We start from the raw sequence: 20,517 nt of genomic DNA on the forward strand, positions 1-20,517 counted from the left end.
GAGCAACGTAAAAGAATTCTCAATAAAAGAATAGACAATATTCCACTTTACCTCATGATAAACTCCCATTTTGAGCAAAGCATATTCATTAAGAATGAAAATGAATATTGCCACAAAAAGAATGGTATATTTTGCCTTTTTTCGATTGAACCTCAACGAAATCTCAAAAAAGATCACTGTCAAAAGCGGAAGTAAAATTAACCTATCATTTGCATAAGTCCAAAAATCCCCTATTTTCGTTGAGATTTTTATCCAAGTTAAATTCACGTATATGATCCAAGATAACGGGTGCATGAGCAGCCATACGACAAGCCAGATAAAAATGATTTCAAAAATATGCATTTTTTTAGTCGTTACACAAAAAGTAATCAAAATGAGTAGAGTGATGGAGGATAAAATGGATATATTCATAAACTCCCCTTATTTCAACAAGTTATGGGATAAATCAAAAATATTCCATAAAATAATAAGCCACGTAATGGAATATGCCCAAGCTAACAGTGGTTTATAATGATGGACCCAAAGAATAACAAACATAACAAGATCAAAAATCAATGACCACCAAATTGTCCATCCGTGGAAATGATGAATCAAATCATACTGAAGATTAATGGCTTCCATGATTATGTAAATGAAAACCAAAAAAAGAATCCAATAGATTTGCTTACTCTTTTCATTGGGAAATTTCCCGAGATAAATCAAGATCGTAGAGGGATAGTTAACTGCCATGACAAGAAAATTGATCACTAAATGTCCAAACAAAATCTAATCTCCAAATATCGTTTCATGATATTCCTACATTCGGTAATCATGCAGTAAAGCGTTCTTTAAAAGATCCCCGCCGATAAAAAATAAGATGGTAGGATAATACATCCTCCAATTTAGCCAATCTCCCCATCTCATAGCTGCAAGTAAAAATAACAACGCATGGAAAAGATGCATATTGTAACCACCCAACTATTTTTCTTAATTATTATCATTATTTCTAAAGAGATAGGAATTAACCAAAGAAATTGTAAAAAGCGGCATAAGCAGTAGAAACTTCCTGTCAACACTCACTTTGTTCATCAAAACAAACTTTTTTAAATCTGCCTACTTCCTGAGAAAAAAGATAAAAGGAAAGGTGCCAGACACACAATCCACTATTGGGACGGTACCTGGCACCTTTTTCCTTCTATTTACCCATCTGCCTTTAATTTCATACCCAAATGCTCTTTTTCTAGTAAAAAGGTAACCATCAGACTTCCAATAATCGCCCACAATGGTGCGCTGATGTTGAAAAAATTCACGCCTGACATGCCAATGATCAAAGCAAAAAAAGCACCCATTTGAAATTTACTGTCAGAAAAAGCGGTTTTCAGTGAATTAATTAGAACACCTAACATGGCCAATCCAGCGATTACCGTCACGATTACGCTAGGCATGGCGATAACAAAAGGAACAACAAGGGATGCCAATAGTCCGTATCCCGCATAAATCACTCCATTTAAGAACCCCGCTGCATACCGAACTTCTTTTTCTCCTACCTCTTTAGAAGCATTAATCGCCGTTGCTGGTCCCGCGATATTGATCGCATGAGCACCAAAGAAAGCAGCAATCACTCCGATAGCTGAACCGAAAATAGCCATGGCATTGTTCGGTGGATTGTACCCTTGAGCCATTAGAACTCCTGATGCCTGTGCATTTTCAGAACAAATGATGAGTAATGCAAGTGGAATACTGATCGATACGATGGCTTCTATACTAAATACCGGCCAGATTACCTGCGGAAGGATAAAAGAACCTCCCATATCTTGAAATTGAAATGCATCCATAAAAAATGCCAACGAAATAGCCACTACTAAGGCTGATAATACAGGCGGTACCTTTTTGAAAAATCGTGATGAAAGTAAAAATGCCAAAATCGCTGAACCTGCAAGAATGGGTGAAATTGTAATCGATGTGATCATATCTATCGCAAATCGAATCATCACACCAACAATCATTCCCATAACAATTGGGATAGGCATCCACTTCATTAGTTTATCAATTAGGCCTGATAGACCGAGTAAAATGACAAGAATATTGGCGACGATATATGCTCCGATCGCTTCATTCAAAGAAAAATGGGTTAAAGACCCCGCCACTAAAACCGTTCCCGCAATCGTATAGGCACCTGTGATAGGCTGACGATACCTTAATGCCAGGTACATACCAAGTAATCCGCTGAAAAAATAAACAGCGAACAACCAACTGATTGTCTGTTCATACGTCAGACCGCCGCTCGTGGCAGCTCCAATAACAATTAAAGCAGGTCCTGTACTGCCAAAAATAGAGGCCACGACCGCTGAACTCACGGTATTGATATTGATTGTATGGCGTAAATCCTTCAAATTCGTCAGGAAATGATTCTCCTTCATAGATGCTTCCTCCCATATTATATTTTGACTATGTATATTTAGTTTTATTTTTAAAATTTGAATATTTCGATTGAAGCAGTTCGCCAATAAACTCGATCGGAACACGAAAAATGGATAAATAGGATAGGACAGATTGTAATACATATCCAAACTACACATTATGACTATTAAAATACAAATATATTTCGAAACGATACGTTCTGTTTTATATTATATATAAAAAGGGAATTTTTGCAATATTAATATCTTTATATTTTTCATTGAGTTTATAGTAACGGATTGTATACAATCATTGTAATGAGGTTGAACGTAGGAACAATATTCATGTAAGCGAGGAATGAAAATGGCTGAAAAAAAACGATCGAAACAGCACTCACCTGGGAGACCGCGAAGTGAGGCGTCTAAAACCGCAATTCTAGAAGCAACCGTTGAATTACTAGAAGAATCGGGATATGCAGCATTGACCATTGAAGCGATAGCTTCCCGTGCAGGTGTTGGCAAATCCACAATCTATCGCTGGTGGTCTAACAAAGATTTTGTTATTTTTGATGCTTTTCTGCTCTCGACCGAAACCACCTTATTCTTTCTTGAAGAAGGCTCACTTCGTGAAAATTTCCGGCAGCAGCTTCAAAGCCTTGCCACAACGTTGAACAGTGCCCTTGGACGAACAGTTGTTGGTCTTGTAGCAGGCAGCGGGGACAAATCAGAAATCGCCGCGGCCTTCCACAACCATTTTCTGAAATCCCGCCGAGAGGACGCTAAACGAGTGATAAAACGTGCCATTACGGAGGGTGAAATCCAATTCACCCCTAATTTGGATATCGTGGCGGATATGTTCTATGGACCCGTCTACTATCGACTGCTTATTCAAAAGAAAAATGTTGATTCCACTTTTATTGATACATTAGTAGATCAAGTAATGAAAAGTATTTGTGGGTCTGAGGTACGTTGACTAGGTCTGATTTTCAATAAATCAAATTTAGGTCAATGTCCTTTCTTCAATCTAAAACAAATAAAAAGGGACCTCGTTGATTCTCGAAAGATTCACAAGGTCCCTTGCTATGAGATAATTTTCATTATTATATTTCCCTTCAGTTTATCTTCTTTGATTTACACTCTTTGAATTGAGTCTGACTGCGAGGGTTCATTTGCTTCATTAGATACTTCAGGTATTGATTCAGGTCAAATTGATCATCCTTAATAAAATGTTTTAATACAGCTTTACTTTTTCTCATTTTCTCCTCCTTCCCACGACTTTCGCTAATTTATTTCTTAGCCTGATAAATTTAAAATAATATTTTATTATGGTACTAGCCCCACCTTCGCCGTAATACCATGATGGCCACGCGCGCCATTTCCCTGTGTTTATTATAAGTGGAAACGTTTCCAGTACTCAAGGATTTCCGTACCTCATGTTTCGACAGGGTCTTTCTACAAGGTTTGAGGCTTTATTGGTTCAATCCATATCAGAAGCCGAAAAACATTCATGATTGTAGTCACCACAAGTGTTTTCGGCTATTTCATTAATAAGTAATAAAAAAATAGATGAATAAGGATTGACACGGCTACCACATTGTACCAATTAATGACGAATTTAGTTTCTTTTGGCTGGATTACACCTAATGCGACGATATTCCAAAATAATTTAGAATAAAGCCACTTTCTTTTTTTTATATCTTTTGATTCTTTTAATTTTCTATTTTGAGTTCTTGCCCATACGATGACAATGATAATGTCAAGAACTGCTCCGATTGTAACAGCTATCATGACAAATTCGTTTGAAACCTTCCACTTTCTCTTATTCTGTTTTTCCACTTCTTGTTGTTTTTCATATATTTCTAATGCATCTTTAAAGGTTGGATCCACTTCTTCTGAAATAATGGATTCATTGATTTTAGGAAAATCAATGAATGTTACACTTGCAATGATGGAAAACATAAACAATTAATAGCCTGCAAAAAATAGGAGCGTCAGGTTGTTTGATTTTTTAGGAAGACTCACCTTTATCAACCTTCCTCTTTAAGTGTTTTAATTTTTTTCTCAAATGTAAAAACGCTTTTGTTTTCTTCCTTTATGGTGGCTAATTCCTTTTCATTTATCTTACTATTTATCTACAAAATAAGTATACATTTCCAATTTTAAATCACTCTTAAGATTAACTTAATTGAAACTTACAAAAAAGTATTGGGCACCATCCAAAAAATGTGAAAGGCAGCTTTTCTTAATCGATCGTTACCTGCTTAATATTCTCGTTAGCAATGTGAGTCATTGCCTTTTCTCCTAAAGGGTCTTGAAATTGAATGATGTAAAATACTCCTTAGGACGTTCCATTGACCTCAAAACGAAGTCCTTCCCCCACATCTTTTATTCCATAATAACCAACGACATTCTTGGACAATTTCACCTCATTTTCTATGAACATTGTTTTATATTTCTCTTCATTTTGAAAATGATACTCTGTTTTAGATTGGATGATATTCAATTCCTGTTTTTCTTGTTCATTCAAGTGTCGAATCACAATCTTGTGCGTTTTCTCCTCTTCAAAATTTACAGTATGCAAATCGTAGCTTTTCTTCTGTACATCAAACGGCAATTTCTTTACATCAGGAATCTTCATTCCTGATTCTTCTTTGACCGTTTCGTATCCGGCATCATAACGGATACTAGAACTCGTTGCCGCTTTGCCTTCTAGAGTGAATGTTAGGAGACAAAGCAGTAGAAGAGCCAGAAATAAACCAGCTATTACGAACATATCTTTTTTTCCCATTAGAAAACTCCCATAGACATGTTTACTCTTACAAAGGGGGAAACAGTTATTTGATTATTCAAAAATTTGCATATGATCTTCATGCAGGCCAAATACTTCCTTACTTTTCTTCGCTTCCCTGCTATAGTAGAATAAGATGAACCATGAAAGATATATAATTGAAGACTGTTACTTGAGTTTTTCTTACTAGTTGTTGGTTTAAAGTATGTTTTTTTAAGAGGAGAATCATGATTAGAAAACTTTTTTTATCATTATTAACTTTATTCTTAATTTCCACGTTATTTGCATGTAACAAAACAGAAGTAAACGAGAAATCCTATGCGGAATACTGGAATGAACTGGACATGAACCAAAAACAATGGATCGTTGCAACTGAATTGGAGAAGTTAAAAGCCATTGGATATACCGTAATTGTAGAAGAATATTATTTTATTGATAGGTTGGATGTTTACTATAACGACAACCCTCCCGGCGATTTACCAGTGCCCAAAGCTTTAAAGAAAATAGGATTTTCTACCGGAACGTTACAAATGTCAGCCAAATGATGCATGGGGACGGTTCTGCTTCCTTTTATGGAAAATACTTACCATAAAAGGAAGCAAGAGAACCGTCCCTTTGCTTCCAAAAAGGTCTTGCACTTTAATTATTATTTTAATAGAATGAATTTATCATTATTCTTTATTCCGCTAAATAAATAAAGTAATAAATTGTTAAAGGAGATTAATATGAAAAAAATTATTCTAACATTCTTATTTGCTGCACTTGTTGTAATCGTTGCAGCTTGTGGTACACAACCAGATTTACCGGAAAATTCAAAAGCCTCAGGGAATGATAGTGAAACGAGCGGGGATACACTTGCTCAAATAAAGGAAAAAGGTGTGCTTACGATTGGTGTGGATGATACATTCCCTCCAATGGAATATCGTAATGATAAAAATGAATTAGTTGGTTATGATATTGAATTTGCTGAAGCACTTGGGAAAGAGCTTGGTGTAAAAGTAAAATTTGTTCCATCTGCATGGGATGGAATCCTTCCAGGCTTGGATGCCAAACGATTTGATATCGTTCTTTCTTCTATGAATATAACGGAGGAAAGAGAAAAAGAAGTGGACTTTGTTAAATATTTCGGTGCTGGGCAAATTATCGCAGTGGCATCAGGAAATCCTTTAAATATCCAATCAGTTGAAGACTTAAAAGGAAAAGTTGTCGGTGTTCAAATGGCATCTACTGGTGAAACAGCAGCTGAATCGATTGAAGGAATTAAAGAAATTAAAAAGTATAACACCAATACAGATGTTTTTAATGATATGGGTCTTGGCCGTGTTGACGCTGCTGTTATCGGAGAAATGGTTGGACGTTATTATATGACGACAAAACCTGGTGCATTTGAAGTGGTAGGAGAATCATTCCAAGTACAGCCAATGGGCATTGCAGTTCGCAAAAGTGATCCTGAGCTTAGCGATGCATTAGAAAAAGCTGTACAAACACTTAAAGACAACGGAACTTTAAAAGAGATCAGCCAAGAATGGTTCGAAGCTGATATTACACAAAAATAAAAAAACATAACGGATAAAGCGGACAACCGGTTTATCCGTTTTATTTTAAAAGGAGCGTAAGAAATGAACGAATTCATATCGTTTTCTGCCACCTACCTGCCCTATCTTTTACAAGGTGCACTCATTACAATAGAAATCGCAGTCATCTCCGTCCTCTGTGGAAGTATTCTAGGAATTTTGGTCGGACTTGGACGAGTTTCAAGGAACCCTATTTTCTCCCAGATTAGTAGATTTTATATTTGGGTCATTCGCGGAACCCCTCTTTTGTTACATTTATTTATCGTCCATTTTGCCATTCCATCTGTCTTCCCTGCCCTTACGATGCCACCGTTTGTTTCAGCCTGTATTGCATTGTCCATCAATGCGGCAGCCTATATTGCGGAAATTGCCCGCGGTGCCATTGAGTCGATTGATAGGGGACAAACAGAAGCGGCACGTTCACTTGGGTTAAGTTCAAGTCAAGCGATGAGACGAATCATCATCCCGCAGGCCTTTCGCCGGATGCTGCCGCCTTTAGGAAATGAATTTATCGCTTTAATTAAAGAGTCATCCCTTGTTTCAACCATTGCCTTGTATGATTTACTCCGTACCGGACAACAAATTATTAGCAGTACGTACCGTTATATGGAAGTCTTTTTACTTGTCGGTATCATTTATCTATTTTTAACAACCATCATGTCTTACATCGTGAAGAAAATTGAGAAGAAAGTGGGTGCATATGAATGATCTCATGCAAAAATGTTGTCAAAACGTTCAATGATCTCGAAGTGTTAAAAGGCATTGATTTAGACGTTGCAGCCGGTGAAGTTGTGGTTATCATCGGTCCAAGTGGTTCTGGAAAAAGTACCTTTCTTCGCTGCATGAATTATTTAGAAACCCCTAATAACGGAACTATTACCATTAATGGAAAAGTAATCGAACCAAAGGAAGCCTCATTAAATCAACTGCGCCAGGAAATCGGCATGGTGTTTCAGCAATTTAACCTTTTCCCTCATATGACAGTGATGGGGAATGTCATTGAAGCGCCTGTTCTGTTAAAGAAAATGACAAAGGATCAGGCGAAAGCAAAAGGCATGGAGCTTCTACAAAAAGTAGGACTAGCTGAAAAAGCAAATGAGTATCCGAACCGATTATCAGGCGGACAAAAACAACGGGTAGCCATTGCCAGAGCATTAGCCATGGAGCCAAAAATTATGTTGTTTGATGAACCAACCTCTGCCCTTGACCCTGAATTAGTCGGTGAAGTTCTATCCGTTATGAAGCAGTTAGCCAAAGAAGGAATGACCATGGTGGTTGTTACCCATGAAATGGGCTTTGCCAAGGAAGTAGCGGATCGTGTAATCTTTATGGATGGCGGTTATATTGTTGAAGAAGGAACCCCGGAAGAAATTTTCGAACGGCCAACACATGAAAGAACAAAAGAATTTTTAGGTCATTTGAAATAGGAGTGTCAAATATGAATCAAGTTTCAACCAAAGAGCTATCCGCTCTAGTAGAGGAAAAAGTTGATCGTTTATTCCCTAGATTAGTAGAAATAAGAAGACATCTTCACATGAATCCTGAACTCAGTAACCAAGAATTTGAAACAACCAAACGAATCAATGAATGGTTAAAAGAATTTGGAGTCCCCCAACTATCAGCAAATGTAAGAACTGGAACGGCCGCTGAAGTTACAGGCAATATAGAAGGTCCAACGATTGCACTGCGTGGGGATATTGATGCCCTTCCTATTCAAGAAGAATCCCCTCTTCCGTTCCGTTCGAAAATAGACGGTGTCAGCCATATGTGCGGCCACGATGTTCACACAACGATTGCATTAGGTGCTGCGATTGTTCTGCAGGAATTACGGGAGATCCTTCCGGGAAATGTCCGGATTTTATTCCAGCCAGCCGAAGAAACCGAAGGCGGGGCCACATCGATGATTGCAGCTGGACTATTAGATGGAGTTTCATCCATCATCGGTCTGCATAATTCTCCCGATCTTCCAACGGGCACGATCGGAATCAAAGACGGATTTTTTATGGCAAGTGTCGACGATTTTACACTTACAATCAAAGGGAAAGGAGGACATGCTGCACAGCCTGAAAGAACCATTGACCCGATCGTCATCGGCAGTGCCGTTGTCAGCCAACTCCAAACGATTGTCAGTCGAAATGTCCCTTCCAAAGAATCTGCGGTTATCAGCATTGGTGCCTTTCAAGCAGGTGCCACGAATAATGTGATTCCAGATAAGGCAATTCTAAAGGGTACCGTTCGAACTTCAAATGAGGAAGTAAGACAAAATGTCTATGAGACTTTTAAAAAGGTCGTCACCAATACAGTAACTGCACTTGGCGGAGAAGTGGAAATCGATTACCAATTTTTAATTCCTGCCGTTGTCAATGATGCCAAAATTACAAAAGTCGTACGTTCCGCAGCAGTATCGGTTGTCGGCGAAGAAAAGACACTTGTGTCTGAACCTAGCATGGGAGGCGAAGATTTTTCCCACTATCAGAAAGTGATACCAGGAAGTTTTGTCTGGCTGGGCTCAAGAAATGAAGAAAAAGGAATCATCCACGGCCTCCACCACCCGCAATTTATGGTGGACGAAGAAGCCATGAAAATCGGCGTCAAATGGATGGTCCAATCTGCCTTTCAGTTACTGAAAGAATAAGGTGAAGGAGACAGCTTGACGGTTCATTTTCCCAAGCAGCCTCTTTTCAAATTCTTTGAATTCGGTTCAATCCTGTCCCTTCTTCTCTCCGAGAAATCGAAAATACCAGTCACCACCCAATTGCTGGATGTCGACTGGTATTTTCATTTGAGATAAAAGTTAATGTTATACCGATATGATTTCCCCTATTAATATAGTAGAATCAAAATGTGATAATATACAAAATGAAAAAATGGTATAAGGATGATCGTATGACAAAAGATTTATCAAGTGAATATCTGAAAGCGGTTGCTGAACATGGAAACTTTTCTAATGCAGCCAGAGCTTTATTCATATCCCAGCCTTATCTAAGTAAATTCGTAAAGAAGTTAGAGGATGACCTGGGGGTTGAATTAATTAATAGAAATGTGACTCCCATCAGCCTTACTTATGCAGGTGAACGATATTTAGCTTATATGAATGAAATCGAAAAAACATATCAAAATATGAAAAACGAAATAGAAGCCATTACCAATATGAAGAAAGGTCGTCTTAAACTTGGAATTAATCCTATATTAGGATCTCATACACTATATAATTTATTACCTCAATTTATAAAGACATACCCTGGTGTGGAGATCGAGTTAATTGAAGAAACCTCTATTGTCATAGAACAATTATTACTTCAACGTAAAATTGATATTTGCTTAAATTTGCTTCCTATTTTTAATCCAGAAATCATGTATGAGAGTTTATTTGAGGAAAAAATATTCCTTGTGATTCCTGAAGGACATAAATATTATCGTCCAGATTTAGATACCAACAAAGTAAATTTCCCTATGGATATCCATAGTTTATCGGGAGAAAAATTTATTTTACTTAAACAAGGACTTGGTTTAAGAAGAATTACAGACCAAATCTTTTATGACTATTCCTTGAAACCTGATATCATCTTGGAAACAACAAATATTGAAAATGCTTATAGATTAGCGAATTATGGTATCGGTCTAACCCTGGTACCAGAGGTAATCCTAAAGAACAACCTACTCTCTAAATCAAATATTTATACAATAGGTAACCCACCTGCTAAATATAATTTGGTTGTTGCTTATAAAAAAGGCGAAGTTTTATCAGTTCCAGCACTAGCTTTTCTCAAGATGGCAAAAGATAATTATAAAATACACAGTTAATTGGCAATAGGAATGGCAAAGCACCACAAATCATTTGTGGTGCTTTTGTTCATTTTCCTTCGTTACTTTTTATTATTAATTAACTTTTTCTAAAGATGAATCTACTTGAATGCTTTGTTGAACTTTGTTTCTCTTCATCATTAAAAGTGGTAGAAAAGCAATAATTAAAAGAACTCCTATAAAAATCATTCCTCCGGATAAATCAAAATATCCTAAAATGGTTGGTCCGAAAAATCCTCCGAGACTCGCAAGCGTATTTACAGCAGCAATTCCGACAGCTGCTTCTTTTTCATTAAATCCGAAGGACAACATCGCAAAAAATGGACCAGTAAAACTATATAATCCCATCGATGCCAATGTAATAAGGACAATAGCTGCCACAGGACTATTTATCAATCCTGTACCGGCAAAACCTACAGCGGCCAAAATCATTGGAAGAATGACATACATTCCCTTGTCTAGTTTTTTATCTGAAAATCTTCCCCAAATCACCATAGAAGGTATAGCGGCAAGTGAAGGAATCATCGCAATGAATCCAATTGTCGTATTCGATAATTGTCCTGAAAAACTAGCAATAATTGTTGGAAGCCAAAACGATAATGCATAAACTCCTGTATAAACGCCAAAGTAAGTAAAAGCAAAGATCCATGTTTTAGCCTTTTTAAATGCAGCCAGCTTAGATGTTTTTACTCCTGTTTGCTTCATTTTTTCATTCTCTAATTCTTTTTCAATCCAATCTCGCTCCTCACTTGTAAGCCACTTAGCGGCTCTTGGACGATCCGTTAAATAAAAGAGACATACGATTCCTAGTACAATCGTTAAAATACCTGCAATAATGAACATCCATCTCCAGCCTGATAAAGAAAACCAGCTAATATTGTCCATAATCCATGTTGAAAATGGAGCTCCAACCAATCCTGCAAGTGGCATAGAAATAAGGAACAAGGAATAAGCACGTCCTCTTTCTTTTGCTCTAAACCAGTAGGTAAGGTAAAGAATAATCCCAGGGAAAAAGCCTGCTTCTGCCACACCAAGTAAGAAACGTACGATATACAGGTGAGTCGCTGATTGAACAAAACCAGTTAATCCAATAACTAATCCCCAAGTAACCATGATTCTAGCAATCCAGATTCTTGCACCAAAACGTTCCATCAATATGTTACTAGGAACTTCAAAAAAGAAGTACCCCACAAAGAATATACCAGAAAGAAGCCCAAAAACTTCAGCCGACAAAGCAAGTTCAGCATTCATTTCAAGTGCTGCATAACCCATATTGACCCGGTCTAAAAAGGCAATAATGTATAATAGTAATACAAAGGGCAAAATACGTTTCATAATTTTTGTAATCGTTCTCTTTTCTAAAGAAACCAACTGATCCTGCATATTGCTAATCCCCCACTTTATTTTATAAGTTTTTTGATTTTAAAAACTTGTGATTATTATGAATTTTTAACATAAAATTTTTACCTGTTATTTTGCTTTACATATATATTTGTTTTCTAATTTTGCTTCAATTTTCTCAATGGCAGATTGATCCTGTAATAATTGAAGCTTATTTTCATTAAACAGTTCCTCCAAGGAACGCTTTTTACGTTTATTCATTTTTTGTTTAGCCCCCTTTTATTCGCCATTTTTATTTACTAAAGAATTTAGTTATACGCAAGAGTAAAGTTTTTCTTTTCCTCAATTATGTCTTTAAGATTTCCCCATTGTTCCTGAAAAATGGCTGGATCCATCATCTTCAAGTTTTTAGCAATTAACGGTCTGAAATCCATCCTTGCAATAATATCTTGTTCCAAGTCCACCCCTGGAGCAATTTCAATTAATCTTAGTTTTCCGTCTACAACATCAAAGACGCCTCTTTCTGTGATATATAAAACCGGAGTGCCTGCTTTCGATGCATATTCACCGCTAAATGTAATCTGCTCTACATGATCAATGATTTTTTTCCCTTTGCCATGGTCTTCGATAATGATTTGACCGTTTTCAAATCTTTCTTTTGATCCGACAGCAAACGTACCCATGAACACAACTTTTTTGGAAGATTGACTAATATTAATAAACCCTCCCGGTCCCATGAGTCTTGGACCGAATTTGCTGACATTGACGTTCCCGTGCTGATCTAGCTGTGCTAGTCCTAAAAATGAAACATCAAGTCCGCCGCCATCATAAAAATCAAACATGTGATCATGATTAATAATGGCATCGGGATTATAAGAAGCGCCAAAATCCATACCTGGGGCAGGTGAGCCCCCGAAAAGACCAAACTCGATCGTTAATGTCATTTCATCAGCAACGCCTTCTTCTGTCGCAACAGCAGAAACGATTGACGGCATGCCAACCCCTAAGTTCACAATCGATTTTGGAGATAGTTCCATGGCCGCACGTCTTGAAATGACTTTTTTCGCATCCAGCTTCACCGGTTTGATGGATTGAAGCGGTACTCTTAGCTCTCCGGAAAGGACTGGATCATAGGCTCTAGCCATTGTTTGATAGTGATATTCCGGATTTTGTGATACAACTACATAGTCAACCATGACACCAGGTACGCGAACCTGTTTTGGATTAAGGGACCCTGCCTCGGCAATTTTTTCAACCTGTGCAATGACAATCCCGCCATTATTTTTAACAGCCGTCGCCAGTGATAGGATTTCAAAATTTGCCACTTCATGTTCCGTTGTAATATTTCCATTTACGTCTGCTGTCGTTCCGCGAATAATCGCAACGTTAACAGGGAGATTATGATAGTGAAGCCATTCTTCCCCATTTAATTCCACCACACTGATCAAATCTTCCTTTGTTACCGAGTTAATTTTGCCGCCCTGTATTCTCGGATCCATCAGCGTATTCAAACCAACCTTCGTGATGACTCCAGGCTTTTTACCTGCGATGGAACGCCAAAGCTGAGTAATCACTCCTTGCGGAAAAAAGTATCCTTCAATTTTATCTTCCGTGATTAATCTTGACATACGGTGAGAGAAACCGGCATGACCAGAGATGACACGCTTGACCAAGCCTTCGTACGCAATGTGATCCATTCCTCTTCCTTCTGTGTTTATTCCAATTCCAGAGCCATTCATAAAAGTGATATTTTTCGGACTTTGCTTTTTTTCATATCTTGCTCCAATGCTGACAAGCAATTCTTCAGGTAAACCGGCTAATCCTGAAGTACCTGTAGTCGCTACGAAGTCATTATCTTTTATTAATTTCGCTGCTTCTTCTGCTGAAATAATTTTACTCATGTTTGTCATTTCCTTTACTTTGTTTTTTGAATATTCAAAAATTTTATCACAAAGGTGTCTTGCTCATTCGTTACAGCAGGAACAAGCAATCTGATATTCTAGCATTTGGATTTTTAATTAACTGAGGCTGGATCCAGATTATTAGATCTTTCTAGCACCTTTAATGGCAGTTGCTGCTAATTCTTCTAAAGGGGACTGTGTTTAATCCGCCAAGAGAGACTCCTACTGCCGTTCTAGCTCCGCTTGTAATAACTGCTTTACTCATTTTGAGCACTCTCTCTATTAACCTAAGAAGACTTTTTGAATACTAAATTACATTAACACTCCACCGTTAACAGATAAGATTTGACCTGTGATATACCCAGCTTGTGTGGAAGCTAAAAAAGCTGTAGCAGCTGCAATATCTTCTGGTTCACCGATTCGATTGACTGGAATTTGAGCAATCATACTACTTTTAATCTCTTCTGGAATTTTATCTGTCATGGGTGTTCTAACAAACCCAGGCGCAACTGCATTGACAGTTATCCCTTTTTTCGCGTATTCGATCGCCATTGTTTTTGTTAAACCAACGATACCAGCTTTTGACGAAGCATAGTTTGCTTGACCAAAATTACCTTGCAGCCCTGAAATGGACGAAATATTGACAATTCTCCCATATCCTTGATCAGCCATCACTTGTAAGACTGCTTTAGAAGTAATAAATGATCCGACTAAATTTGTATCAAGTACGAATTTAAAATCTTCAACGGTCATTTTTTTCATGGTTGAGTCTCTTGTAATCCCCGCATTATTCACTAGAATATCAATTCTGCCAAATTCTTTTACTGTATTTTCAACTAGTTTAGATACTTCGTCTTCATTCGTTACATTTGCTTTAAGGGCAATTACTTTTCCACCTTCTGAAGCAATTCCTTGAACAATCTCTCTTGCCCTTTCCTTTTCAGATTCGAATGGATAATTGATAACTACTGAAGCACCTAGTCTTGCAAAATATTTTGCCATTTCAGCACCAATTCCTTGACTTGACCCAGTTATAATCGCTACTTGATTTTCTAACATCTTAACACCACCTCTATACACTTCTTAAGATTTTGTGATCGTTTTCATTTTCATTTTATAGATTGTTAGATCTACTTTTATAGATATTATCGACTGAACTACTAAAGTAGATTACATAATAATAATCTCAAAATTCCAAACTTTTTAAAAATACCTTTTTCAGCATCAAAACTATAATCAATTTGTTATAAATAAATTGAGTCTTAACACATTTTCCACCATTAAACTTATACTTTTCATTAAATAGTAAAATTCGAACTTACCTCTGTTTTTCTATTCAATTGAAAAGGTATAACAATATAGGAATAGTTTTTATTACTATCTTATTATTGAATTAATTGAACCAAGCATATGAGTAGAATACTTTTCCCACTATCAGAAAGTGATACCAGGAAGTTTTGTCTGGCTGGGTTCAAGAAATGAAGAAAAAGGAATCGTCCACGGCCTTCACCACCCGCAATTTATGGTGGATGAAGAAGCCATTAAAATCGGCGTCAAATGGATGGTTCAGTCTGCTTTTCAATTACTACAGTGAAGCACGGAGACGGTTCTACTGCTTACTTTTATAATGAACCTTTTCCCCTTCTCGTTTGTATAGTTAGCAAAGTAGGAAGATGGGAGTTGTTTAGAGATGGATACAGGTTGGATTGTTTCTTTGATTGTTGCGGGGGTTTTGATGATTTTTATTTTAGCGATTGCAATTCCAATGGATCGCAAACATGTTATCCGTGAAAATGGTAAAATCAATTATAAGAAAACGAAAATATATTTAAGATGGAATGTGTTTGATACACTGACGCTTAGCTTAGCCATTTATTCCATTATCTGTGTTCAGGCTCTTAATTTTTTAATCTCTGGTGGAAAAACGGTGGAGATAATCCACTCTTATTGTCGTATCCTCAGGTTCCGCTCGACGAAATTTGTAACCAAATGATTTGTCCTTTAACTGATAGCCCTGTTTAGCCATTTCGTTTAACCATTTTTCCTCTTTATCAAAGTCAATAAAGTATTTAAATTTTCTCATCTACATCCCCTCACCTTATGAGTTTAATAGATCTTTCGTAATGCTGATCATATGCTGCATTCTAGCAAAGTCTAACTGTAGGACCCCTTTGCCTTTTTCTGTAATGACATATGTTTTCCGCCGCTTATCTTCACTTTTCACAGATTGTATTAATTGCTGCTTAAGTAAATTCTCAATCGCTCCATACAGGGTACCGGCGGCTATCTTTACCTGTTGGTTACTTAATTCCTCCACCTTTTGCATAATAAGGTATCCATGGGCAGCTTCTAATAATGATAAAAGAATATAATAAGTGGTTTCTGTTAATGGTAAATTTTTATCTCGATTCATACGTCTCTCCGATTTACGATCATTATATAGACTAACTATATAGTTCAACTGTATAGTTTTTTTATATACAGTTGAACTGAATATTGTCAAAAGTAAATGTTCTTAAGCCATAAAAAAAGGCGTAATCCTTAAAAAGGACCACGCTGATATCGGAACGATTCTGCCGTTTATTCATGGGTTTATTCTCCAATGATGTAACGGCAGAATCGTCCCTTACTATTCTTTAATCAATGATTTATAAATTTCTAAAACAGTTTTCTCAATATTTGATTGTCCATTCAAATAGAATAGTGATGTATCACTATTACTTAATTCCTTCATAATTTTTTCATAAAAAGAATGGGCAAATACACTTATATTGATAAAAACAGCGTCAACTCGTTTTATCTTTGAAATATCCCGATTTTTCTCATTCACATCAATAAATTCCACGCTTGGCAGGTGCTCTTTTAATTTTTGTCTCCAATTTAGAGGTCCGCCAAATAAAACGACTCTCTTTGATTGGATAAAATCAATCATGGTTTTAAAAGAGAGAGAATGATCCGTTTTCGTTTCCTCCAAATGTTTCGAATGGACATAGTTTCGAAGAGCGTGTACCTCTCTTGTGTGCTCCTCCATATTCTCCATTTGCTGTTCTAGTTTACGAATTTTGGCATACGCTTCACGAAGTTCGCTTTGTAATCCTTCTATTTCTCCTTGTTGTCTTTTAAATGTAAGCTGCCACTCCTGCTGTTTTCGTAAAAGATGAGCTTCCTGCTCGATTATTCTTGCTTCTTTCGCTTTCATTTCTACATAATAATCTTGTTTCGATTGGTCCAAGTACAGCCTTTTTGCTTTTTGAAAATGCATACTTAAACATTTTAGATAGAGACAAGAAATAAAAAATAAGTCTTGATCCTCATTACTGATGTATTTGTACTTTTTTGCATACAACAGTTCCAAAAAGACCATGTCCAAATCTCTTTTAGTAAATCGCATTTGTTCTGTTGCTTCCAACTCATGAATGCCGAGTGTTTTCAACCACCCACCCAATGCTCCTTGTAAAGGATGTTGAGCACCGCCACTGAAACGTACCAAACTTGACATAGTTTAACCACTTAATCTTCATAAGATCAGTCTTCCGCAAACAAACCCGATTGTAAAAGAAGTCATCCTATTAACCCACAAACCTATGCAAATAATTAAGGTAAATAATTATTCAGAAGACTATTGATTGAGTCATTTATTTCATTTATGTTAGGATTTTCTACTGTCGTATCGTTAATGCTATATTTCCTTTTTAGTTGAATAATTCTTTCTATACTTTCATTTAATCTTTGTTCGGAAATTTCCCCATTTTGAACAGCATTTTTTAACGAAGAGATAATTTTTACCACATTATTATAATCATGGCCTACTAAAATAATATCACTTCCTGCCTTCACTGATTCTACCGCTGCTTGGCCAATATCAAAATGTTCTGTAATTGCACCCATTGTCATATCGTCCGTTATGATTACTCCATTGAAACGAAGTTGGTTTCTAAGAAGATCCGTCATGACAGCTTTTGACATGGACGATGGATTGGTTTGATCCAATTCAGGCAATAAGATATGGGCGACCATCACGACATCTGCTCCCTGATCAATTGCACGTTCAAACGGAATTAACTCTAGTTCTTGAAGTTCCTTAAGGCTTTTATTTACAATTGGAAGTTCCAGATGGGAATCAACCGATGTATCTCCATGTCCAGGAAAATGCTTAATGGTAGGGATGACGTTTTGCGACTGAATTCCTTTCATCGTTTGAATCCCAAGGTTACTTACTATTTCCGAATTTTTCCCAAATGATCGATCCCCGATCACAGGGTTATTTGGATTGCTGTTAATATCAAGAACAGGTGCAAAATCGAGATTTAAACCAAATTCTTTTAATTCACGGCCTAAAAGTGTTCCGACTTTATAAGAAAACTCAGGATTATTAACCTGTCCAATCTGACTATTTGGGGGAAAGTTAGCAAGACCTCCTGGCAATCTGGTCACACGTCCCCCCTCTTGGTCAACACTTAAAAAAAGCGGTAGATTCGAAGTATTTCCAGCCTTCAGTTGATTTACAAGTTGAACGGTTTGTTCAGGGGTTTCGAAATTATTTGCGTAAAAAATAATTCCTCCGACATGGAATTGGCTTATTAAATTTTTTGCGTTTTCATCCATCGTGGTCCCAGCAATCCCAGCAAGAATCATCTGCCCAATTTTATCTTCTACACTCATGTTAGAAATTTCTTCTAAAATGATTTGATTTTCTTGTTGATTTGGTGAATTCTGATCATTCTTCGAATCTAATGTTTTTTTACCGGATGGGTCTTTAACTGGCGTCTTCTCGCTGCCGTTTTCTTTGATTGCATAAACGCCAATGATCAAGGCTAATATTAAAAGTGGAATCGTAAAAATAAGTAGCTTATTCCGGGGATTCCTTTGTTTTTCCATTTTTCATTCCCCTTTCTACCATTTTTATGGTGCGATTTAAGTTTTTATTTTACCGTTTATTTGTCATAAAGCCAATCAGTTCCAGCAATATTCCTAGGCGAAATGTTCCTTACATGAAAAAAAGAGCGTTTAATATCATTTTTTATGGAGATTAAACGCCCGTTTGTTGAAGTATAATATTTCACAATTTTTCCTGCCTTCAATATTTTTCTTCAGATCTCCATTTTATTAAAATAATAATTTTAATAAAGCATATATAGAGAAGGGAATACTCATCCATAGAGGTATTATTATGAAAAATCAATCTTTAGAAATGAATATATTAAGGGTTTTGTTAATTTTGGGTATCATTACCATTATAAATTTAATTCGAAAACCACCAGTAAAAGATTGGTTTTTCATATTTGTATTAAAGGGTTGTCTTTCTTCGATTTTAGATACATTAGTTGTAAAAAAGGGGTACATCAAATATCCTGTTACCCTTTTGAAATCTGTTAGTATAAGCTTTGGATTTGATTATTTACTTTATCCAATAGCGTGTGTTTACTATCACCAAATCACTAAAAGCTCCAATATTGTGGGTATTCTTATTAAGGCTTTATATTTTAGCATTCCAATGGCTATAACCGAATACTTTTTAGAAAAGAAAACAAACTTAATCAATTTTAAAAAGGGATGGAACTCGTTTACTAGTTTTTGGACAATGACCATTACTTTTTTAATTTCACGCTTGATTATAGCTTTAGTAAGGAAATGTGATAAAACCCCCATACCAGAAAATTTTTAAAAATCCACCGACATCACCGCCATATCAGTGAATTTTTAAAATTTCAAGTTGCATTGAAAAATGTTGACAAACTATTAGCTGGTTTTGTTAAGGACTCCTAGGATCTAAATTGTCCAAAATTTCCAATCTTTACTTTAGACCGTTTAGAGTAACCTTGGCAGCCTTTGCTATCAGCTCATCGTCATATTTGGCATCGGCCGTATCATGGCGGGACATAATCGCAATAACGATTGGTTCTCTTTTTGGCGGCCAAACAACAGCGATGTCATTTCTCGTTCCGTAACTTCCAGCACCACTCTTATCACCGACTACCCATCCTTCAGGTGCGCCTGCACGAATGAGTGCATCTCCTGTAGCATTGCCTTTTAACCAATCGATAAACAATTCACGTTTGTCTTCGGAAAGTATATCTTTGAGTGCGAAAGCCTGAAGATTGGTGGCAAGAGTTTTCGGTGTGCTGGTGTCTCGAGTATCTCCCGGGGTGAATGCATTTAAATCTGGTTCAAAGCGATCCGCCTGGGTAACGTTATCACCTATTTGACTTAAGGCTTGTTCAAATCCTTCAGGACCGCCCAATGCCTCAAATAGGAGGTTTCCCGCGGTGTTGTCACTGGACCTGGCAGCCGCCTCACTTAATTCCAAAAGGGTCATCCCGGTATCCACGTGTTTCTCTGTAATCGGAGAATAGGGAACTAAATCATCCTCGGTGTAGGTAACCACATTCCTAAGCTCGTCCAAAGAATTCTGTTGCAGCAAGATGGCTGCGGCTAAAGCCTTGTAAGTAGATGCAAAAGCGAAACGTTCTTCTGGTCGATATTCGATCGTCTGATTCGTGCCTGTATCAATTGCATATACACCAATCGAAGCGTCAAACTCTTTCTCGAGTTGGGCAAACTTTTCATCTGTATTTACTCTTTGTTCCACTTCATTCTCCTCTTTAGACGGAGCATTAGTCGAACGGTCTTTTTCCACGCAAGCAGTGAGTGTCATAACTGCGACTAACAGAATAAGTAGTGCAATGCGGAATTTGTGTTTATATGTTTTTATCAAATTGATAACCTCTTTC

23 protein-coding genes and 1 pseudogene are annotated in these 20,517 nt (G+C 36.9%); 9 read left to right on the plus strand and 15 right to left on the minus strand.

The window, feature by feature from the left end:
• Positions 1–420: 420 nt before the first annotated feature.
• The 3 genes from R4Z09_RS19080 to R4Z09_RS19090 all read right to left on the minus strand — a co-directional run bounded on the left by R4Z09_RS19080 (position 421) and on the right by R4Z09_RS19090 (position 2,399).
• Positions 421–762 (minus strand): CBO0543 family protein, encoded by a 342-nt coding sequence (locus R4Z09_RS19080; protein WP_338448334.1) that lies wholly within the window; start codon positions 760–762, stop codon positions 421–423.
• Positions 763–795: 33 nt separating this feature from the next.
• A complete protein-coding gene (locus R4Z09_RS19085) occupies positions 796–942 on the minus strand; it encodes a hypothetical protein (protein ID WP_338448335.1) in 147 nt (48 codons plus the stop codon).
• 236 nt (positions 943–1,178) lie between these two features.
• Positions 1,179–2,399, minus strand: a complete 1,221-nt coding sequence (locus R4Z09_RS19090) for a benzoate/H(+) symporter BenE family transporter (RefSeq protein WP_338448336.1) — start codon at positions 2,397–2,399, stop codon at positions 1,179–1,181.
• 337 nt (positions 2,400–2,736) lie between these two features.
• Between R4Z09_RS19090 and R4Z09_RS19095 the strand changes: the two genes are divergently transcribed.
• Positions 2,737–3,351 carry a TetR/AcrR family transcriptional regulator gene (locus R4Z09_RS19095; protein WP_338448337.1) on the plus strand — a complete coding sequence of 205 codons (615 nt, stop codon included), beginning with the start codon at positions 2,737–2,739 and terminating at the stop codon, positions 3,349–3,351.
• 139 nt (positions 3,352–3,490) lie between these two features.
• Here the strand turns inward: R4Z09_RS19095 and R4Z09_RS19100 are convergent, their stop codons facing one another.
• From R4Z09_RS19100 to R4Z09_RS19110, 3 genes are all read right to left on the minus strand, one after another.
• Complete coding sequence (locus tag R4Z09_RS19100; protein ID WP_338448338.1) at positions 3,491–3,634, minus strand: hypothetical protein; 144 nt, start codon at positions 3,632–3,634, stop codon at positions 3,491–3,493.
• A gap of 280 nt (positions 3,635–3,914) precedes the next feature.
• On the minus strand, positions 3,915–4,343 hold the full coding sequence (locus tag R4Z09_RS19105; protein ID WP_338448339.1) for a hypothetical protein: 429 nt from the start codon (positions 4,341–4,343) through the stop codon (positions 3,915–3,917).
• A 373-nt stretch (positions 4,344–4,716) separates the two neighbouring features.
• Positions 4,717–5,166: a hypothetical protein gene (locus R4Z09_RS19110; protein WP_338448340.1), complete on the minus strand. Its 450-nt coding sequence runs from the start codon at positions 5,164–5,166 to the stop codon at positions 4,717–4,719.
• Between the two features lie 227 nt (positions 5,167–5,393).
• Here R4Z09_RS19110 and R4Z09_RS19115 point away from each other — a divergent pair, with 227 nt between their 5' ends.
• The 6 genes from R4Z09_RS19115 to R4Z09_RS19140 all read left to right on the plus strand — a co-directional run bounded on the left by R4Z09_RS19115 (position 5,394) and on the right by R4Z09_RS19140 (position 10,544).
• On the plus strand, positions 5,394–5,711 hold the full coding sequence (locus tag R4Z09_RS19115; protein WP_338448341.1) for a hypothetical protein: 318 nt from the start codon (positions 5,394–5,396) through the stop codon (positions 5,709–5,711).
• 180 nt (positions 5,712–5,891) lie between these two features.
• Entirely contained in the window at positions 5,892–6,722 is an 831-nt protein-coding gene (locus tag R4Z09_RS19120) for an ABC transporter substrate-binding protein (protein ID WP_338448342.1), read from the plus strand.
• A gap of 63 nt (positions 6,723–6,785) precedes the next feature.
• Complete coding sequence (locus tag R4Z09_RS19125) at positions 6,786–7,448, plus strand: amino acid ABC transporter permease (protein WP_338448343.1); 663 nt, start codon at positions 6,786–6,788, stop codon at positions 7,446–7,448.
• Entirely contained in the window at positions 7,445–8,167 is a 723-nt protein-coding gene (locus tag R4Z09_RS19130; RefSeq protein WP_338448344.1) for an amino acid ABC transporter ATP-binding protein, read from the plus strand. Before R4Z09_RS19125 ends, R4Z09_RS19130 begins: the two co-directional genes overlap by 4 nt.
• An 11-nt stretch (positions 8,168–8,178) precedes the next feature.
• Positions 8,179–9,375: an amidohydrolase gene (locus R4Z09_RS19135; RefSeq protein ID WP_338448345.1), complete on the plus strand. Its 1,197-nt coding sequence runs from the start codon at positions 8,179–8,181 to the stop codon at positions 9,373–9,375.
• A gap of 251 nt (positions 9,376–9,626) precedes the next feature.
• Positions 9,627–10,544 (plus strand): LysR family transcriptional regulator, encoded by a 918-nt coding sequence (locus tag R4Z09_RS19140; protein WP_338448346.1) that lies wholly within the window; start codon positions 9,627–9,629, stop codon positions 10,542–10,544.
• A 75-nt stretch (positions 10,545–10,619) separates the two neighbouring features.
• Here R4Z09_RS19140 and R4Z09_RS19145 read toward each other — a convergent pair whose 3' ends face one another.
• The 4 genes from R4Z09_RS19145 to fabG all read right to left on the minus strand — a co-directional run bounded on the left by R4Z09_RS19145 (position 10,620) and on the right by fabG (position 14,845).
• Positions 10,620–11,927: an MFS transporter gene (locus R4Z09_RS19145; RefSeq protein ID WP_338448347.1), complete on the minus strand. Its 1,308-nt coding sequence runs from the start codon at positions 11,925–11,927 to the stop codon at positions 10,620–10,622.
• An 87-nt stretch (positions 11,928–12,014) separates the two neighbouring features.
• A complete protein-coding gene (locus R4Z09_RS19150) occupies positions 12,015–12,146 on the minus strand; it encodes an FbpB family small basic protein (protein ID WP_338448348.1) in 132 nt (43 codons plus the stop codon).
• Positions 12,147–12,193: 47 nt separating this feature from the next.
• Entirely contained in the window at positions 12,194–13,786 is a 1,593-nt protein-coding gene (locus tag R4Z09_RS19155; protein ID WP_338448349.1) for an acyl CoA:acetate/3-ketoacid CoA transferase, read from the minus strand.
• Positions 13,787–14,098: 312 nt separating this feature from the next.
• Entirely contained in the window at positions 14,099–14,845 is a 747-nt protein-coding gene (gene fabG, locus R4Z09_RS19160; RefSeq protein ID WP_338448350.1) for a 3-oxoacyl-[acyl-carrier-protein] reductase, read from the minus strand.
• A gap of 631 nt (positions 14,846–15,476) precedes the next feature.
• On the opposite strand from fabG, the gene R4Z09_RS19165 reads away from it, so the two are divergent.
• The gene (locus R4Z09_RS19165; RefSeq protein ID WP_338448351.1) at positions 15,477–15,779 is read left to right on the plus strand and encodes a hypothetical protein; all 303 of its coding nucleotides are present in this window, start codon (positions 15,477–15,479) and stop codon (positions 15,777–15,779) included.
• On the opposite strand, the pseudogene R4Z09_RS19170 reads toward R4Z09_RS19165, so the two are convergent.
• The 4 genes and pseudogenes from R4Z09_RS19170 to nagZ form a co-directional block, all read right to left on the minus strand.
• Positions 15,699–15,869 (minus strand): annotated as a pseudogene (locus R4Z09_RS19170) (DUF2812 domain-containing protein); the annotation flags it as partial. The gene R4Z09_RS19165 and the pseudogene R4Z09_RS19170 sit on opposite strands and share 81 nt — an antisense overlap.
• A 15-nt stretch (positions 15,870–15,884) precedes the next feature.
• Positions 15,885–16,199 carry a PadR family transcriptional regulator gene (locus R4Z09_RS19175; protein WP_338448352.1) on the minus strand — a complete coding sequence of 105 codons (315 nt, stop codon included), beginning with the start codon at positions 16,197–16,199 and terminating at the stop codon, positions 15,885–15,887.
• A 216-nt stretch (positions 16,200–16,415) separates the two neighbouring features.
• Positions 16,416–17,285 carry a hypothetical protein gene (locus tag R4Z09_RS19180; protein ID WP_338448353.1) on the minus strand — a complete coding sequence of 290 codons (870 nt, stop codon included), beginning with the start codon at positions 17,283–17,285 and terminating at the stop codon, positions 16,416–16,418.
• A gap of 95 nt (positions 17,286–17,380) precedes the next feature.
• On the minus strand, positions 17,381–18,664 hold the full coding sequence (gene nagZ / locus R4Z09_RS19185) for a beta-N-acetylhexosaminidase (protein ID WP_338448354.1): 1,284 nt from the start codon (positions 18,662–18,664) through the stop codon (positions 17,381–17,383).
• Positions 18,665–18,956: 292 nt separating this feature from the next.
• Here nagZ and R4Z09_RS19190 point away from each other — a divergent pair, with 292 nt between their 5' ends.
• Entirely contained in the window at positions 18,957–19,451 is a 495-nt protein-coding gene (locus R4Z09_RS19190) for a CBO0543 family protein (protein WP_338448355.1), read from the plus strand.
• Between the two features lie 129 nt (positions 19,452–19,580).
• On the opposite strand, the gene bla is transcribed toward R4Z09_RS19190, so the two are convergent.
• Positions 19,581–20,441 carry a class A beta-lactamase gene (gene bla, locus R4Z09_RS19195; protein WP_422392309.1) on the minus strand — a complete coding sequence of 287 codons (861 nt, stop codon included), beginning with the start codon at positions 20,439–20,441 and terminating at the stop codon, positions 19,581–19,583.
• Between the last annotated feature and the right edge of the window lie 76 nt (positions 20,442–20,517).

The sequence above is a fragment of the Niallia oryzisoli genome, assembly GCF_036670025.1.
Classification (GTDB): domain Bacteria; phylum Bacillota; class Bacilli; order Bacillales; family Cytobacillaceae; genus Bacillus_BD; species Bacillus_BD oryzisoli.

Coding starts and splice junctions, on each gene's coding strand:
- R4Z09_RS19095 (WP_338448337.1), top strand. CDS start 2,737: ATGAAAATGGCTGAAAAAAAACGATCGAAACAGCACTCACCTGGGAGA.
- R4Z09_RS19090 (WP_338448336.1), bottom strand. CDS start 2,399: ATGAAGGAGAATCATTTCCTGACGAATTTGAAGGATTTACGCCATACA.
- fabG (WP_338448350.1), bottom strand. CDS start 14,845: ATGTTAGAAAATCAAGTAGCGATTATAACTGGGTCAAGTCAAGGAATT.
- R4Z09_RS19165 (WP_338448351.1), top strand. CDS start 15,477: ATGGATACAGGTTGGATTGTTTCTTTGATTGTTGCGGGGGTTTTGATG.
- R4Z09_RS19180 (WP_338448353.1), bottom strand. CDS start 17,285: ATGTCAAGTTTGGTACGTTTCAGTGGCGGTGCTCAACATCCTTTACAA.
- R4Z09_RS19145 (WP_338448347.1), bottom strand. CDS start 11,927: ATGCAGGATCAGTTGGTTTCTTTAGAAAAGAGAACGATTACAAAAATT.
- R4Z09_RS19175 (WP_338448352.1), bottom strand. CDS start 16,199: ATGAATCGAGATAAAAATTTACCATTAACAGAAACCACTTATTATATT.
- R4Z09_RS19125 (WP_338448343.1), top strand. CDS start 6,786: ATGAACGAATTCATATCGTTTTCTGCCACCTACCTGCCCTATCTTTTA.
- R4Z09_RS19115 (WP_338448341.1), top strand. CDS start 5,394: ATGATTAGAAAACTTTTTTTATCATTATTAACTTTATTCTTAATTTCC.
- bla (WP_422392309.1), bottom strand. CDS start 20,441: ATGACACTCACTGCTTGCGTGGAAAAAGACCGTTCGACTAATGCTCCG.
- R4Z09_RS19140 (WP_338448346.1), top strand. CDS start 9,627: ATGACAAAAGATTTATCAAGTGAATATCTGAAAGCGGTTGCTGAACAT.
- R4Z09_RS19130 (WP_338448344.1), top strand. CDS start 7,445: ATGATCTCATGCAAAAATGTTGTCAAAACGTTCAATGATCTCGAAGTG.
- nagZ (WP_338448354.1), bottom strand. CDS start 18,664: ATGGAAAAACAAAGGAATCCCCGGAATAAGCTACTTATTTTTACGATT.
- R4Z09_RS19085 (WP_338448335.1), bottom strand. CDS start 942: ATGCATCTTTTCCATGCGTTGTTATTTTTACTTGCAGCTATGAGATGG.
- R4Z09_RS19190 (WP_338448355.1), top strand. CDS start 18,957: ATGAAAAATCAATCTTTAGAAATGAATATATTAAGGGTTTTGTTAATT.
- R4Z09_RS19120 (WP_338448342.1), top strand. CDS start 5,892: ATGAAAAAAATTATTCTAACATTCTTATTTGCTGCACTTGTTGTAATC.
- R4Z09_RS19135 (WP_338448345.1), top strand. CDS start 8,179: ATGAATCAAGTTTCAACCAAAGAGCTATCCGCTCTAGTAGAGGAAAAA.
- R4Z09_RS19150 (WP_338448348.1), bottom strand. CDS start 12,146: ATGAATAAACGTAAAAAGCGTTCCTTGGAGGAACTGTTTAATGAAAAT.
- R4Z09_RS19110 (WP_338448340.1), bottom strand. CDS start 5,166: ATGGGAAAAAAAGATATGTTCGTAATAGCTGGTTTATTTCTGGCTCTT.
- R4Z09_RS19100 (WP_338448338.1), bottom strand. CDS start 3,634: ATGAGAAAAAGTAAAGCTGTATTAAAACATTTTATTAAGGATGATCAA.
- R4Z09_RS19155 (WP_338448349.1), bottom strand. CDS start 13,786: ATGAGTAAAATTATTTCAGCAGAAGAAGCAGCGAAATTAATAAAAGAT.